This window comes from Streptomyces sp. NPDC005202 (genome assembly GCF_040608235.1).
In the GTDB taxonomy this organism is placed as follows: Bacteria; Actinomycetota; Actinomycetes; order Streptomycetales; family Streptomycetaceae; genus Streptomyces.
The window spans coordinates 43,766-57,113 of the sequence record NZ_JBEXHW010000001.1 but is presented as its reverse complement, the minus strand read 5'-3'; the positions used below and the strand labels follow the sequence as shown (position 1 = coordinate 57,113).

9 protein-coding genes, 2 tRNA genes and 2 pseudogenes are annotated in these 13,348 nt (G+C 70.8%); 3 read left to right on the top strand and 10 right to left on the bottom strand.

All coding sequences use genetic code 11. The features are described from left to right. Positions 1-179 precede the first annotated feature (179 nt). The 3 genes from ABZV31_RS00235 to leuS form a co-directional block, all read right to left on the bottom strand. Positions 180-1,025, bottom strand: coding sequence for a DegV family protein (locus ABZV31_RS00235; protein ID WP_355886034.1), 846 nt, complete (start codon positions 1,023-1,025; stop codon positions 180-182). 72 nt (positions 1,026-1,097) lie between these two features. Further along, the gene (locus tag ABZV31_RS00230; RefSeq protein WP_355886032.1) at positions 1,098-1,826 is read right to left on the bottom strand and encodes a hypothetical protein; all 729 of its coding nucleotides are present in this window, start codon (positions 1,824-1,826) and stop codon (positions 1,098-1,100) included. Positions 1,827-2,000: 174 nt separating this feature from the next. Next, entirely contained in the window at positions 2,001-4,883 is a 2,883-nt protein-coding gene (gene leuS / locus ABZV31_RS00225) for a leucine--tRNA ligase (protein ID WP_355886029.1), read from the bottom strand. Between the two features lie 414 nt (positions 4,884-5,297). Between leuS and ABZV31_RS00220 the strand changes: the two genes are divergently transcribed. After that, positions 5,298-6,611 (top strand): cytochrome b/b6 domain-containing protein, encoded by a 1,314-nt coding sequence (locus ABZV31_RS00220; RefSeq protein ID WP_355886026.1) that lies wholly within the window; start codon positions 5,298-5,300, stop codon positions 6,609-6,611. Beyond that, positions 6,608-8,218 carry an NADH-ubiquinone oxidoreductase-F iron-sulfur binding region domain-containing protein gene (locus ABZV31_RS00215; protein WP_355886023.1) on the top strand — a complete coding sequence of 537 codons (1,611 nt, stop codon included), beginning with the start codon at positions 6,608-6,610 and terminating at the stop codon, positions 8,216-8,218. The genes ABZV31_RS00220 and ABZV31_RS00215 overlap by 4 nt, the downstream gene beginning before the upstream one ends. Before the next feature lie 125 nt (positions 8,219-8,343). On the opposite strand, the gene ABZV31_RS00210 is transcribed toward ABZV31_RS00215, so the two are convergent. The 4 genes and pseudogenes from ABZV31_RS00210 to ABZV31_RS00195 form a co-directional block, all read right to left on the bottom strand. Continuing rightward, a tRNA-Ala gene (locus tag ABZV31_RS00210) sits at positions 8,344-8,416 on the bottom strand. Between the two features lie 143 nt (positions 8,417-8,559). Further along, on the bottom strand, positions 8,560-8,793 hold the full coding sequence (locus ABZV31_RS00205) for a hypothetical protein (RefSeq protein WP_006136074.1): 234 nt from the start codon (positions 8,791-8,793) through the stop codon (positions 8,560-8,562). A 3-nt stretch (positions 8,794-8,796) separates the two neighbouring features. Further along, on the bottom strand, positions 8,797-8,970 hold the full coding sequence (locus tag ABZV31_RS00200) for a hypothetical protein (protein WP_355886020.1): 174 nt from the start codon (positions 8,968-8,970) through the stop codon (positions 8,797-8,799). Between the two features lie 69 nt (positions 8,971-9,039). Next, positions 9,040-10,438, bottom strand: a pseudogene (locus tag ABZV31_RS00195) (MFS transporter). Between the two features lie 223 nt (positions 10,439-10,661). Here ABZV31_RS00195 and ABZV31_RS00190 point away from each other — a divergent pair. After that, a pseudogene (locus ABZV31_RS00190) lies at positions 10,662-11,569 on the top strand (helix-turn-helix transcriptional regulator). A 53-nt stretch (positions 11,570-11,622) separates the two neighbouring features. On the opposite strand, the gene ABZV31_RS00185 reads toward ABZV31_RS00190, so the two are convergent. The 3 genes from ABZV31_RS00185 to rsfS form a co-directional block, all read right to left on the bottom strand. After that, positions 11,623-11,695: transfer RNA gene (locus tag ABZV31_RS00185), tRNA-Ala, on the bottom strand. A 93-nt stretch (positions 11,696-11,788) separates the two neighbouring features. Beyond that, the gene (locus ABZV31_RS00180; RefSeq protein WP_355886017.1) at positions 11,789-12,460 is read right to left on the bottom strand and encodes a histidine phosphatase family protein; all 672 of its coding nucleotides are present in this window, start codon (positions 12,458-12,460) and stop codon (positions 11,789-11,791) included. Next, positions 12,457-12,903 (bottom strand): ribosome silencing factor, encoded by a 447-nt coding sequence (rsfS, locus tag ABZV31_RS00175; protein WP_355886015.1) that lies wholly within the window; start codon positions 12,901-12,903, stop codon positions 12,457-12,459. Before rsfS ends, ABZV31_RS00180 begins: the two co-directional genes overlap by 4 nt. Between the last annotated feature and the right edge of the window lie 445 nt (positions 12,904-13,348).

Genomic DNA, 13,348 nt, shown 5'->3' with positions numbered 1-13,348 from the left:
ACGGCAGCACAATCGGAGGAGTACGGCAGCACCACCACACGAGCTTGGCAGCACAACCACACGAATACGGCAGCGCAGCCACACGAATACGGCAGCACGAGCGCACGAGTACGGCAGCACAACCGCACACCACCCTGCCGTCGCCGCCGTGAGACGACAGCCCTCCGCGGCGGCCGACGTCAGCGGGGCGAGACCACAACCCCCAGAAGCCCCGGCCCCGTATGCGCCCCGATCACCGCCCCGACCTCGCTCACGTGCAGGTCGGCCAGCCCGGGCACCCGCGCCCGCAGCCGGTCCGCGAGGGCCGACGCCCGGTCCGGGGCGGCGAGATGGTGGACGGCGATGTCGACCTCGGCACTGCCCGCCCGCTCGGCCACGATCTCCTCGAGGCGGGCGATCGCCTTCGAGGCCGTCCGTACCTTCTCCAGCGGTCCGATGCGGCCGCCCTCCAACTGGAGCAGCGGCTTCACGGCGAGCGCGGAACCGAGCAGGGCCTGCGCGGCACCGATCCGGCCGCCGCGGCGCAGATAGTCGAGCGTGTCGACGTAGAAGTAGGCGGAGGTGCCCCCGGCGCGCTTCTCCGCGGCCGTGACCGCCTCGTCCACCGTGCCGCCCGCCTCCGCTGCCTCGGCCGCTGCCAGTGCGCAGAAGCCGAGCGCCATCGCGACCATCCCGGTGTCCACCACCCGCACCGGCACCGGCGCCTCGCGCGCCGCGAGCACCGCGGCGTCGTACGTACCCGAGAGCTCGGCGGAAAGATGCAGGGAGACAATGCCGGAGGCGCCGGATTCGGCGACCTTGCGGTAGGTCTCGGCGAAGAGCTCGGGGCTGGGGCGCGAGGTGGTGACGGGCCGCCGCTTCTGCAGCGCCTGGGCCAGCGAACGGGTCGAGATCTCGGTGCCCTCTTCCAGCGCCTGGTCGCCGAGGACCACAGTCAGGGGCACCGCCGTGATGCCGTGGCGCTCCATCGTCCGCGGCGGCAGGTAGGCCGTTGAATCGGTGACGATGGCGACATGGCGGGACATGAGCTGGAGGTTACCTGCCGTAGTGCCCTGACGGCAGCCCGGCCCCTCTCACCCGGTGCGCGAGTGGCCGGATCAAGTGGTGCTCTCGGGGCGGGTCTTCTTTTGCCAGGGGTACGCGGGGCGGCGTCCCGGCGGGGTGATGGCGGGCCGGGTCGACTCCTGTGCGTCGGAGGACCGCGGGGGCTCCGGCCAGGTCGGCCGGGACGCCTCGGCGACCGGGGGATCGGGCCAGGGAGGCGGGGCAGGCGTGGGATCCGCCTTCGTCCAGTGGCGCAGGGCGCCGGCCTCCACGTCGATCTGGGTGCTCAGCGCGTCGAGGTCGTCGTCGGCGAAGCGGCGGGCGCGGTCCCGGGCCGCCCAGCGCAGCGAGTCGGCCGACTGTGTGATGCGCCGGGTGCGCGCGCGCAGTGCCGGAAGCCGCTCGGCGAGCGTCGCCCGGTCCGGTTCGGACTCCAGGCGCTTGAGCTCGGCGTCCAGTTCGTGCCCGTGCACGCTGAGGCGTTCGAAGAGGGCGACGGACTCCTTCAAGGATTCGTCCTCGGCCACGCCCGCGTGCAGAGCGTCCTGAGTGGCGCGCATCGACGTGCGCAGCGTGAGCCGGAGCTGGGCCAGCTCGCCCACCGGGCCGGGCTGGGCGAAGGACTTGGCCCGCAGCGTGTGGTCCTCGACCGTGCGGCGGGCCTGCGTGACGGTGCGGTCCACGCTGCGCTTGGCGGCGCCGATCACTTTCACCGTGGCGTAGGCGCCCAGCGCCAGGAAGAGCAGGAAGAGCAGGGCGAAGACTGCGACGACTGCTTCCACGACGCTCCTCCTCGGCTCCGGCGGCACCTGCCGCGCCGCTCTTCAACGGTAAACGCAACGGGCAGGCCCGGGGTTCCAGAAAAACCCCGAACCTGCCCGTAGGGGACTACCCGGAGGCGCCCCGCGCCTCAGCCCTCAAGAGCCCTGAGGAGTGATCCACGAGCTCTCGAACGCCTACGCCGGAACGATGTTCACCAGCTTCGGCGCCCGCACGATCACCTTGCGGATGCCCGCGCCGCCCAGCGCCGCGACGACCTTCTCGTCGGCCAGCGCCACCTTCTCCAGCTCCTCCTCGGAGATGGACGGGGAGACCTCCAGGCGTGCCTTGACCTTGCCCTTGACCTGGACGACGCAGGTCACGGTCTCGTCCACGACGTACGCCGGGTCGGCCACGGGGAAGTCCTGGTGGACGACCGAGTCGGTGTGGCCCAGCTTGTGCCACAGCTCCTCGGCGATGTGCGGGGCCAGCGGCGCGATCATCAGCACCAGCGGCTCGGCGACCGAGCGCGGCACCGGGCCTCCCGCCTTGGTCAGGTGGTTGTTCAGCTCGGTGACCTTGGCGATGGCGGTGTTGAAGCGCAGGCCCTCCAGGTCCTGGCGCACACCGTCGATCGCCTTGTGCAGCGCGCGCAGCGTCTCCTCGTCGGGCTCGGCGTCGGTGACGGTGACCTCGCCGGTGGCCTCGTCGACGATGTTGCGCCACAGCCGCTGCAGCAGCCGGAACTGGCCCACCACCGCGCGCGTGTCCCAGGGCCGGGAAACGTCCAGCGGGCCCATCGCCATCTCGTACAGGCGCAGCGTGTCGGCGCCGTACTCGGCGCAGATCTCGTCCGGAGTGACGGCGTTCTTCAGGGACTTGCCCATCTTGCCCAGCAGGCGGGTGACCTTCTCGCCCTGGTAGTAGTACGCGCCGTCGCGCTCCTCCACCTCGGCGGCCGGCACCGCGATGCCGCGGCTGTCGCGGTAGACGTAGGCCTGGATCATGCCCTGGTTGAACAGCTTGTGGAACGGCTCCGCGGAGGAGACGTGCCCCAGGTCGTACAGGACCTTGGACCAGAAGCGGGCGTACAGCAGGTGCAGCACGGCATGCTCGGCGCCGCCGACGTACAGGTCGACACCGCCGTGCGGCATGCCCTCGCGCGGGCCCATCCAGTAGCGCTCGATCTCCGGGTCGACCAGCTTCTCGCTGTTGTGCGGGTCCAGGTAGCGCAGCTCGTACCAGCAGGAACCGGCCCAGTTGGGCATGGTGTTGGTCTCGCGGCGGTACTGTTTCGGCCCGTCGCCCAGGTCCAGGGTGACGTTGACCCACTCCTCGTTGCGCGACAGCGGCGTCTCGGGCTGGGTGTTCGCGTCGTCCGGGTCGAAGGTGCGCGGCGAGTAGTCCTCGACCTCCGGCAGCTCCAGGGGCAGCATCGACTCGGGCAGGGCGTGGGCGACGCCGTCCTCGTCGTAGACGATCGGGAAGGGCTCGCCCCAGTAGCGCTGGCGGCTGAACAGCCAGTCGCGCAGGCGGTAGTTGACGGTGCCCTCGCCGATGCCCTTGCGCTCCAGCCACTCGGTGATCCGCGCCTTGGCCTCGACGACGCCCAGGCCGTCCAGCTTCACCTCGTCACTGGAGGAGTTGACGACCTTCGCGTCGTACGACACGAAGGCGTCGTCCCACGTCGACGGGTCGGTGCCCCGGCCGTCGGTCGGCTCGACGACGCAGCGCATCGGCAGTTCGAAGGCGCGCGCGAAGGCGAAGTCGCGGCTGTCGTGCGCCGGGACGGCCATGATCGCGCCGGTGCCGTAGCCCATCAGGACGTAGTCCGCGATGAAGACCGGGATCTGCTCGCCGTTGGCCGGGTTGGTCGCGAACGCGCCGGTGAAGACGCCGGTCTTGTCCTTGGCCTCGGCCTGCCGCTCCACGTCGGACTTCGAGGCGGCCTGCGCTCGGTATGCCGCGACCGCCTCGGCCGGGGTGGCGTGGCCGCCGGTCCACACCTCGTGGGTGCCCTCGGGCCAGGCGGCCGGCGTGAACTTCTCGACCAGCGGGTGCTCGGGCGCCAGCACCATGTAGGTGGCGCCGAACAGGGTGTCCGGGCGCGTGGTGAAGACCGTGATCGCTTCGCCGTCGATCGGGAAGTCGACGCGGGCGCCCTCGGAGCGACCGATCCAGTTGCGCTGCTGCAGCTTGATGGCCTCGGGCCAATCCAGCTCCTCCAGGTCCTCCAGCAGGCGGTCCGCGTACGCGGTGATCCGCATGTTCCACTGGCGCAGCTTGGCCTTGAAGACCGGGAAGTTGCCGCGCTCGGAGCGGCCGTCGGCGGTGACCTCCTCGTTGGCCAGCACGGTGCCCAGGCCGGGGCACCAGTTGACGGGCGCGTCGGAGGCGTACGCCAGGCGGAACTCACTCAGGACGTCGGCGCGCTCGGCTGCGCTCAGCTCGTGCCACCCGCGCGTGTGCCCCGGTACGGTGCGCTCACCGCTCTCGAATTGGGCGATCAGCTCGGAGATCGGGCGGGCCTTCTTCGCCTCGTCGTCGTACCAGGAGTTGAAGATCTGCAGGAAGATCCACTGGGTCCACTTGTAGTAGTCCGGGTCGATCGTGGCGAACGACCGGCGCTTGTCGTGGCCCAGGCCCAGCCGGCGCAGCTGGGCCTTCATGTTCTCGATGTTGGCCTCGGTGGACACGCGCGGGTGCGTGCCGGTCTGCACGGCGTACTGCTCGGCGGGCAGGCCGAAGGCGTCGAAGCCCAGGGTGTGCAGGACGTTGTGGCCGGTCATCCGCTGGAACCGGGCGTATACATCGGTGGCGATGTACCCCAGGGGGTGGCCGACATGCAGGCCCGCACCGGAGGGGTACGGGAACATGTCCATGATGAACTTCTTGGGTTTGGCGACCAGCTCGGGGTCGCCGACCAGGTCACCCTTCGGGTTCGGCGCCTCGTACGTGCCCTCGGCGTCCCAGAAGTCCTGCCAGCGTGCCTCGATCTCGGCCGCCATGGCGGCCGTGTAGCGGTGCGGCGCGGCCTCCGCCGACACAGCAGCGGCGGCAGCGGGGTTCGTCTCGCTCATGATCCTCAAAGCTCCATCGATCGTCTCTGCCAGCGGAAATGAAAAATCCCCTCGCACAGGAGGGGACGCCGCGCCGATGCCGACCATCCGATTCGCCCGGTGGTCGGGACTGATCAGCGCGGCTCGCTAAGCAGAAGGCGTACGGCACGCATGACGTCAGGGTACCGCAGCCGTCGAGTGCGCCGCGACGGGCTTCCGGCGACCCGCCCGGTGGCCCCGGACCCGCTTGTGAAGGTTCGGAAAAGTTGAACAAGGTTCAAATATTACCTGGCGTAACGGACCCTATAGGGACAACACGCGTCCCGCGAGCCCCTTTGATAACAACGCAATAACTCAAATGGCGTACCGCTCAGTTTGCCGCCGCTTAGAGTTCGTCCTCGGGACCGCTTTCCCGAACCGCTCGGAGTTGCCCCCATGAACCCTCGTCGCAGTAACACTGCGCTCCCCAAACCAGGCCGCTCGGCCTATGGGGTGGCGTCGGCTGTCGTCCTGCTCCTCATACCCGTGATCGTGCTGGCCGGAGGTGACAGGGTCCAGGACTTCCTGAATTTCGGTGCAGGCGTCCTCTCCCTCGTCTCCCTCAGCTGCTCGGTGATCTGGGGCCTGGTCGCCCAGGACCGGATCTTCCTCAACACGCGCCAGCGGATCGTGGGCCAGGCCGTGCACCGGACGACGGCGGTCGCCTCGATCGCCTTCCTCCTGCTGCACATCACCACCAAGATCGCGCTGGGCCACACCCAGCTGATCGCCGCGATCATTCCGTTCTCGCTCGGCGTCTCCGGAAGCGCCGGCCTGATCGGTCTCGGCTCCGCGGCCGGTCTGCTGATGATCTTCGTGGGCATCACCGGCGCGCTGCGCAGCAATTTCGCCTCCCCCGCCCCGGTCGCGGCCCGCTGGCGGGCGATGCACATGCTGGCCTATCCCGCCTGGTGCGCGGCGCTGGTCCACGGCCTGTACGCGGGCCGTCAGGCCAAGCCGATCTTCGTGATCCTCTACAGCCTGTCCCTGCTCGGCGTCATGGGGGCCCTGGCGCTGCGCGCGGCGCCGCGCCCGGTCAAGCGCAAGGTCGCCGACCGGCTCGTCGCGATCCTGGGCACCGAGGAGCGGCCGGGGATCGACGACCTGGAGGCGAGCCGGGCCAGGGTGGCGGAGTCCGCGCTGCCGGGCTACGAGAACGCGCGAGCAGCCCGGCCGGCGCCCGCCGACACGACGGGCTCCCTGCCGCGGATTCCGAGCCCTTCCGCGCCGCTGTACGAGACCGCGGCGCCCGCCGCGGCCCCCGAGCCCGCCTCCGGCTTCGCGGCCGCCTACCGGGCCGTCTCGACGCCTTCACGGGCCCAGCAGCCCTTCGCGGCCGACCAGACCGCCCGCATGGACCTGCCGCTGGACATGCAGGCCACGGAGGCGATCCCGCGCATGGAGAACACCGGCAGCACGTCGGGCAGCTGGCCGATCCCGTCTCCGCCTCCCGTCGGCGAGGCGCCCCCGTCGGCCTACGACCCGCTGAACGACACGGGATACACGATCCCTGCCCATGGCAATTCGGGCACAAGCGCGTACGGCGCGAGTGATGTGTACGACACCGGTGAGACGAACACCCTCTACGGCACGTACAACTCGAATGACACGTACAACAGCGGTCCCGCCACTGAAACACTGCCCGGTGCCTCCTACGACGCACCGGGTTCGGGCGAAGCTTGGAACACGCCTTCCGGAGGCTTTAAGTGAACGAGGCCCTGCCCGACGTCCCAGAAGTCCGCGTGGTCGGCCTTCCGCAGCTCACGTCGGGCTTCGACCTTGTCGAAAGGCTCGATCTGCCCATGCACCTGAAGGTGCACGGGCCGCTCGAACCGATGGGCGGCGAGCAGCTCGCGCAGCTCGCCGAGCGCATCAACCTCAGGGGCCGCGGTGGCGCGGGTTTCCCCTTCCACAAGAAGCTGCGGTCGGTCGCCGAGTCGGCGATCCGCCGCGGCGTGCGGCCGGTCGTCGTGGTCAACGGAAGCGAGGACGAGCCGGCCTGTCGCAAGGACACGGTGCTGATCAACCGTGCCCCGCACCTCATCCTGGACGGCGCGCTGCTGTGCGCGGAGGCGATGGGTGCCCGCACGCTCGTGGTGGGGGTCACCCGGGAGTCCACGCAGCGCTCCATGGAGGCCGCGCTCGCCGAACGCGGCCTCAGCAATGGGCGCCGATCGGCCCTCCGCGCGCGCGTGCAGCGCAATCCGGTGCGCATGGTTACCGGCGCGGCCGCGTCGCTGATCCGCTCGATCGACGGCGGCCCGGCGATTCCGCCGGGCCGCAAGATCAGCGCCTCGCAGAGCGGCGTGGGCGGCGCGCCCACCCTGCTGTCCAACGCCGAGACGTTCGCCCAGCTGGCGATCGCCGCCCGCATCGGCCCGGAGCGCTACGGCAACACCGGCCTGTACGACGAGCCGGGCACCGTCATGCTCACGGTCTCCGGGGCGGTCGCCCGCCCCATGGTGATCGAGGTCCCGACGGGTGTGCCGCTGCGTTACGTCCTCCAGCTCGCCGGCGCCCCGCCGGTGCCGCAGGGCGTGCTGACCGGCGGCTACCACGGCAAGTGGATCGACGCGGCGACCGTCAACGAGGCGATCGTCTCCCGCAACTCACTGGACGCGGTGGGCGGTTCGCTCGGCGCGGGCGCGATCCTGCCGATCAGCCAGGAGACCTGCCCGCTGGGCGAGTCGCTGCAGGTGGCCAAGTGGCTGGCCGAGGAGAGCGCGGGCCAGTGCGGCCCCTGCTACCTCGGTCTGCCGGCTGCCGCGCGCGGCATGGAGGACATCCTCAACGGCGGCGGACCGGCCGCCCTGGAGGCCCTCAAGCAGGTCGCCAAGAACGTGAAGCGGCGCGGCGCGTGTTCGCACCCGGACGGCTCCGCGATGTTCCTGGAGTCGACGATCAAGGCCTTCACGGACGACCTGGCCGCCCACGTCCTCGGAAACGGCTGCGGAAGGCCCGTGGAGGGCGTTCTGCCGCTCTTCGAGGGCGGCAGGGCCCCGACGGGCGTCCCCGGCGGCGCCGAGGCCGAGGAGACCGGCCCCAGCCGCCAGAAGATCTACGTCGACTGGACGCTGTGCCGGGGCCACGGCCTGTGCGCGGACATCCTCCCGGAGGTCTTCGAACTGGGAGCCGACGGTTTCCCGACCGTCGCCCAGGCGCAGGTGCCGCGCTACGCGGAGGCGAAGGCCCTGCGCGCGGTGCGCCGCTGCCCGGCGCTCGCGCTGCGCCTCGAGGAGGACACCCGCTCGCAGGCCCCGTCCCGCAACCTGCCGGTCCTCTCCCAGGGCCGCGGCCGCCGCGCCCTGGGCCGCTGAGCACGCTCACGGCGGGTCGCCCAGGTGGGCAACCCGCCGTTTCTCCGTACCGGGTTGCGGCACGCCACACCCCACCACACGTCGAAGGCGGGTCATCCGATCGGATGACCCGCCTTCGATTTCTGTGGAGCTAAGGAGAATTGAACTCCTGACCTCTTGCATGCCATGCAAGCGCTCTACCAACTGAGCTATAGCCCCTTGCGGTGTCCCGCCCGGTTTCCCCGGCGGCGACGCCAACATTACACGGTCCAGGGGGTGCAGCACCAAATCGGTTTCCGTTATGCCCGATATGGGCGGCACGCGAGTTGGGCCGGGACCTCGACGCGAGGCCTCGGCCGGGATCACGCCGTGACGAACGAATAGAACCGCTTCAGAGTGCAGTGCTCCTCGAGGAGCCGGCCGTAGATGGGCTCGCCCTCGAGCTCGCGGTACGTCTCGATCGGGTCGCCCTTTATGATCAGCGCCCGCGCGCACTCCTCGCACCAGTACTGGTAGTCGGGGTTGATCGGCTCCATGTCACGGACGATCGGCGTACCGCTGCCGCACCAGTCGCACTTTCGCCTGTGTGCACCCATCGATCAGCTCCAGCTGTGGCCGCAGGCCGTGCACACGTACGAGATCCCGCCGTTGTCGCCGAGGACTTGGGCCACATGGAGGGACCCGCAGGAAGGGCAGCTGAGGCGGGTGACCGTGTCCCGTATCAACGCCGCATCGAGAAAGCCACCGACCTCCTCGAGGATGCTCGCAGGCATCGCTACTCCCTCCCGTCGGGCCGCGCCCCCTTCCGGCCGTTTGATTCTGCCACGGCCGGACCAATACGGTCAGCGACGCCTCGGTACCAGTCCGGCCACAGCACCCGCCGCGGCCGTTCCGGCCAGCACGTACATGCACGCCGAGAGCGCCTCCGCAGAGGTATACGCCCCCGGGGCCCCCAGTGACTCAAGCCGGTTCAAGAACACTGTGCCCAACGCCGCAACGCCGATCAGCTGACCGAGCTGCGCGACCGTCGCGAGCAGGCCGCTGGCGTCCGCCGCGTCCTCGGGCCGCACGGTGGCCAGCGCCATGGTGAGCGTCGCACTGAAACCGAGGGCGAGTTGTGTGCCCACGCCGACATACGAGGCGTAGAGCAGCAGACCGCCGTCGCCGCCGCCCCGGAACGCCAGTCCGATGCCGGCCACGGACAGCGCGATCAGCACGAACCCGGCCGGGTCAGCCACCGCTGCCAGGAGGCGGGCCACTTCCGCCAGGTCAGCCCCACCAGGCCGAAGACGGCCGCGGTCGGCGCGAAGGTGAGGCCCGCCCGCAGCGGGCTGTAGCCGAGACCGCCCTGCACGTGCAGCACGAGCGCGAACAGCATGCCGCCGTTGACCGCCATGGCCGCCAGGATCCGGAAGACGGCGAGGCCCATACCGGGGTGGCGCAGCACCCGGGGCGCGATCAGCGGGGCGCCGCCACGCCGGGCGAGCCGGGACTCGTACGCGCAGAACAGCCCGAACAGCACCGCGGCCGCGCCCAGCGACAGCCAGGACCACAGGGGCCAGTCCTCCTCCTGACCACCAGCGGCACGGTCAGCAGCGAGACGGCCCCGCCGAGCAGCACCAGGCCGGGCAGGTCGAGGCCCCGCGCCCTCGACTGCGCTCCCGACTTCGCTCGAGCAGAGGGGACCTCCCTCGGCTCCCCCGCGCCGTCCCGCGGCAGGACGCGCCTTCCCACGGCCAGGAGTACGGCACCCACGGGCACGTTGACGAGGAAGACCGGCCGCCAGCCGGTGCCGAACAGGTCCGCGCCGACCAGCACGCCGCCGACGATCTGCCCGGCGACCGCGCCGACGGCGACGACGGCCGAGTACGCACCGAGCGCCCGCACCCGGGCCTCGCCGGTGAAGGTGCGCTGGATCAGGCTGAGCACCTGCGGGATCATCACCGCCGAGCCGGCGCCCTGGACCAGCCGGAAGACGATCAGCTCGCCTGCGCCCTGGGCCAGGCCGCAGGCGAGCGAGGCGGCGGTGAAGAGGGCGAGCCCGGCGAGGTGGACCCGGCCGTGCCCGAGCCGGTCGCCGAGGCGGGCGCCGGTGATCAGCAGGACCGAGTACGTGATCGCGTACCCGGCGATCACCAGCTGCAAGTCCGCGCCCGTGGCGTGGAGTTCGGCGCCGATGGTGGGGGCGGCGACGTTGACGATGAACACGTCGAGCAGCGCCATGAACTGGGCCGCGAGCACGACCGCGAGCAGCGGCCGGGGCCGGTTGTCAGTGCCGGGCGCTTTACTGATCGCAGGACTTGGAAGCGGGTGCACGGGTGCAGGACCTGGTCCCGTCCGGGGTGTTGTCGTCATGTTGTCGAGCCTGGCGAGGCCCCGGTACGGGTGCCGAGTGCCCGCTGGTGCTGGTACTGACAGCACCTGGCAGGGGACAAGTCGGGCATCGACGATGGGGGACGTGACGATGGGGACGACACAGCGCCGCCGGCCCGAGCTGGCCGCCTTTCTGCGCAGCAGGCGCGCCGGGGTGACACCGGCCGACGTGGGAATGCCGCCCGGCCTGCGCCGCCGCACACCGGGGCTGCGCCGCGAGGAGGTCGCCCAGATCTCGGGCGTGGGCGTCACCTGTACACCTGGCTCGAGCAGGGCCGGCCGATCAACGCCTCCCCCCAGGTGCTGGACGCGGTGGCGCGCACGCTGCGGCTGGACCCGCCGGAGCGGGAGCATCTGTACCGCCTGGCGGAGGTGCCATTCGACCCCACCCCGGAGCAGTTGGTGCAGCGGGTCGGACCGCAGGTGCAGGGCATCATCGACGCCCTCGATCCGCATCCGGCGGTGGTCTACAACTCGCGGTACGACATCCTCGCCACCAATGCCGCCTACCGCGACCTGTACCTGGTGCCGGAGACGCTCGGGATCGGCGTGCCGAAAGTGTTGTGGACGTTGTTCGCCGTCTCCGAGGAGGCCTGCCCGGTGGTGCACCGGGATCGTGAGCTGCCGGTGTTGGTGGCGACCCTGCGCGCCTCGTACGGCAGTCATGTGGGCGAGCCGGCCTGGGAGGACTTCATACGCGGACTGTCGGCCGCCAGCCCGCACTTCGCCGAGCTGTGGGCGAGCGGTGAGGTGACACCACCGGGGCCTCGGGTGAAGACGTTCCGTCACGAGGCGGTGGGCGAGCTGAGGATGACGTCCCTGTCGCTGTCGATCGACGGGATGCCGGAGTGCCGCATCGTGACCTCCACGCCGGAGGACGAGGAATCGCGCGAGAAGGTCGCACTGCTGAGGGAGCGGAGGCAGCGGCTGTGGCCGCCGTCGGACGAGGAGGCCGCGGAGATCGTTCACGCCTGGAACACAGAAAATCCCGCCCCCTGACGGGACGGGATCCTGATCACCGATCTTTGACAACTCAACAGAGCGTCGATCCGTGGAGCTAAGGAGAATTGAACTCCTGACCTCCTGCATGCCATGCAGGCGCTCTACCAACTGAGCTATAGCCCCTTGTGTTCTTCCCGCTCGGCGGGGCGAACAAGAAGAACTTTAGCCTGCGACCTGCCTGAAAGTGAAATCCGGGTCCCGGGGGCCCGCGAAGGCTCAGTCGTCGTCGCCGAGGACGGGCTCCGGCAGGGTGCCGGCGTTGTGCTCCAGCAGGCGCCAGCCGCGGGCCCCCTCGCCGAGGACGGACCAGCAGCAGTTGGAGAGGCCGCCGAGGGCCTCCCAGTACCGGGCCTCCAGGCCAAGGAGGCGCCCGATGGTGGTGCGGATCGTGCCGCCGTGGCTGACCACCACGAGCGTGCCGTCCTCGGGCAGCTTCTCGACGTGCCGCAGCACGACGGGGGCGGCGCGGTCGGCGACCTCGGTCTCCAGTTCGCCGCCGCCGCGGCGCACCGGCTCACCGCGCTTCCACGCGGCGTACTCCTCGCCGTACCGGGCGATGATCTCCTCGTGCGTCAGGCCCTGCCAAACCCCCGCGTAGGTCTCGCGCAGCCCCTCGTCCTGGGCGACCTCGAGGCCGGTGAGGGCGGCGAGCTCGGCGGCCGTCTTGGTGGCCCGCTGAAGATCCGAGGAGACGATCGCGTCGGGCCTCAGCGAGGCCAGCAGCCGCGCGGCGCGGCGGGCCTGCCCGACACCGGCCTCGGTGAGCTCGACGTCCGTCGTGCCCTGGAAGCGGCGCTCCACGTTCCAGGAGGTCTGGCCGTGCCGCCACAGGATGATGCGGCGGCCCCGGCCCGGCTTCCTGGCGGTCCCTTCAGCGGGGCCGCTCATCGCCACTCACCGCCCAGCTCCGCCGACTCCTGGGCGGCCTGCAGCCTGGCGTGCTCCTCGGCCTTGCCGCGGGTGGCCTGGGCATCGGCGGGCAGCTCGATCTCGGGGCAGTCCTTCCACAGCCGCTCCAGGGCGTAGAAGACGCGCTCCTCGCTGTGCTGGACGTGGACGACGATGTCGACGTAGTCGAGCAGGACCCAGCGGGCCTCGCGGTCGCCCTCCCGGCGCGCCGGCTTGGCGCCGAGTTCCTTCAGGAGCCGCTCCTCGATCTCGTCGACGATCGACTTGACCTGACGGTCGCTGGGAGCGGAGGCCAGCAGGAACGCGTCCGTGATCGACAGCACGTCGCTCACGTCGTAGGCGATGATGTCGTGCGCGAGCTTGTCGGCGGCCGCCTGGGCGGCGGTGTTGATGAGCTCGAGAGAGCGGTCGGTTGCGGTCACTACAAGGCTTTCGGTCGGCGGTCACTTGACAACAAGGGTCTCACGGACCGCCGGGCACACCCACGCGATGAACGGATCACCCGCCGGAAGGCAGGGGCGGCTTTGCGGAGACCGCGGACCGGGACCGTCCGGCTCCGCGGCGGGCGCGAGGAGGGCGACCCGGTCATCAGGAGCAGGGCTCGAGGGAGGCCGGCCCCGTGTGCCGCCTGAGGAGACCGGACCCGCCGCCTCCGATCCGACGGGCCCCCTTCCACCGACTCGGTGAAGCTCGTAGAGCCGCTCTGGTCCACTGCCCCTCTGAAGCCGCCCGGAGGACACCGCTCGGGCGTGCCCCCGCGGCCGGAGGCCCGCAGCGTGCCCCTGCAAGGCCCTGCCCGCCTGCCCGGCGGCCCGACGGCCGGCGGTCGACGGCCGCCCGGAGGCAAACCGTCCCCCCGGGGCAGCC

Bases quoted from the DNA above. Each gene is read 5' to 3' on its own strand.
- ABZV31_RS00220 (WP_355886026.1), top strand. From the start codon at position 5,298: ATGAACCCTCGTCGCAGTAACACTGCGCTCCCCAAACCAGGCCGCTCG.
- leuS (WP_355886029.1), bottom strand. From the start codon at position 4,883: ATGAGCGAGACGAACCCCGCTGCCGCCGCTGCTGTGTCGGCGGAGGCC.
- ABZV31_RS00235 (WP_355886034.1), bottom strand. From the start codon at position 1,025: ATGTCCCGCCATGTCGCCATCGTCACCGATTCAACGGCCTACCTGCCG.
- ABZV31_RS00180 (WP_355886017.1), bottom strand. From the start codon at position 12,460: ATGAGCGGCCCCGCTGAAGGGACCGCCAGGAAGCCGGGCCGGGGCCGC.
- ABZV31_RS00205 (WP_006136074.1), bottom strand. From the start codon at position 8,793: ATGGGTGCACACAGGCGAAAGTGCGACTGGTGCGGCAGCGGTACGCCG.
- ABZV31_RS00200 (WP_355886020.1), bottom strand. From the start codon at position 8,970: ATGCCTGCGAGCATCCTCGAGGAGGTCGGTGGCTTTCTCGATGCGGCG.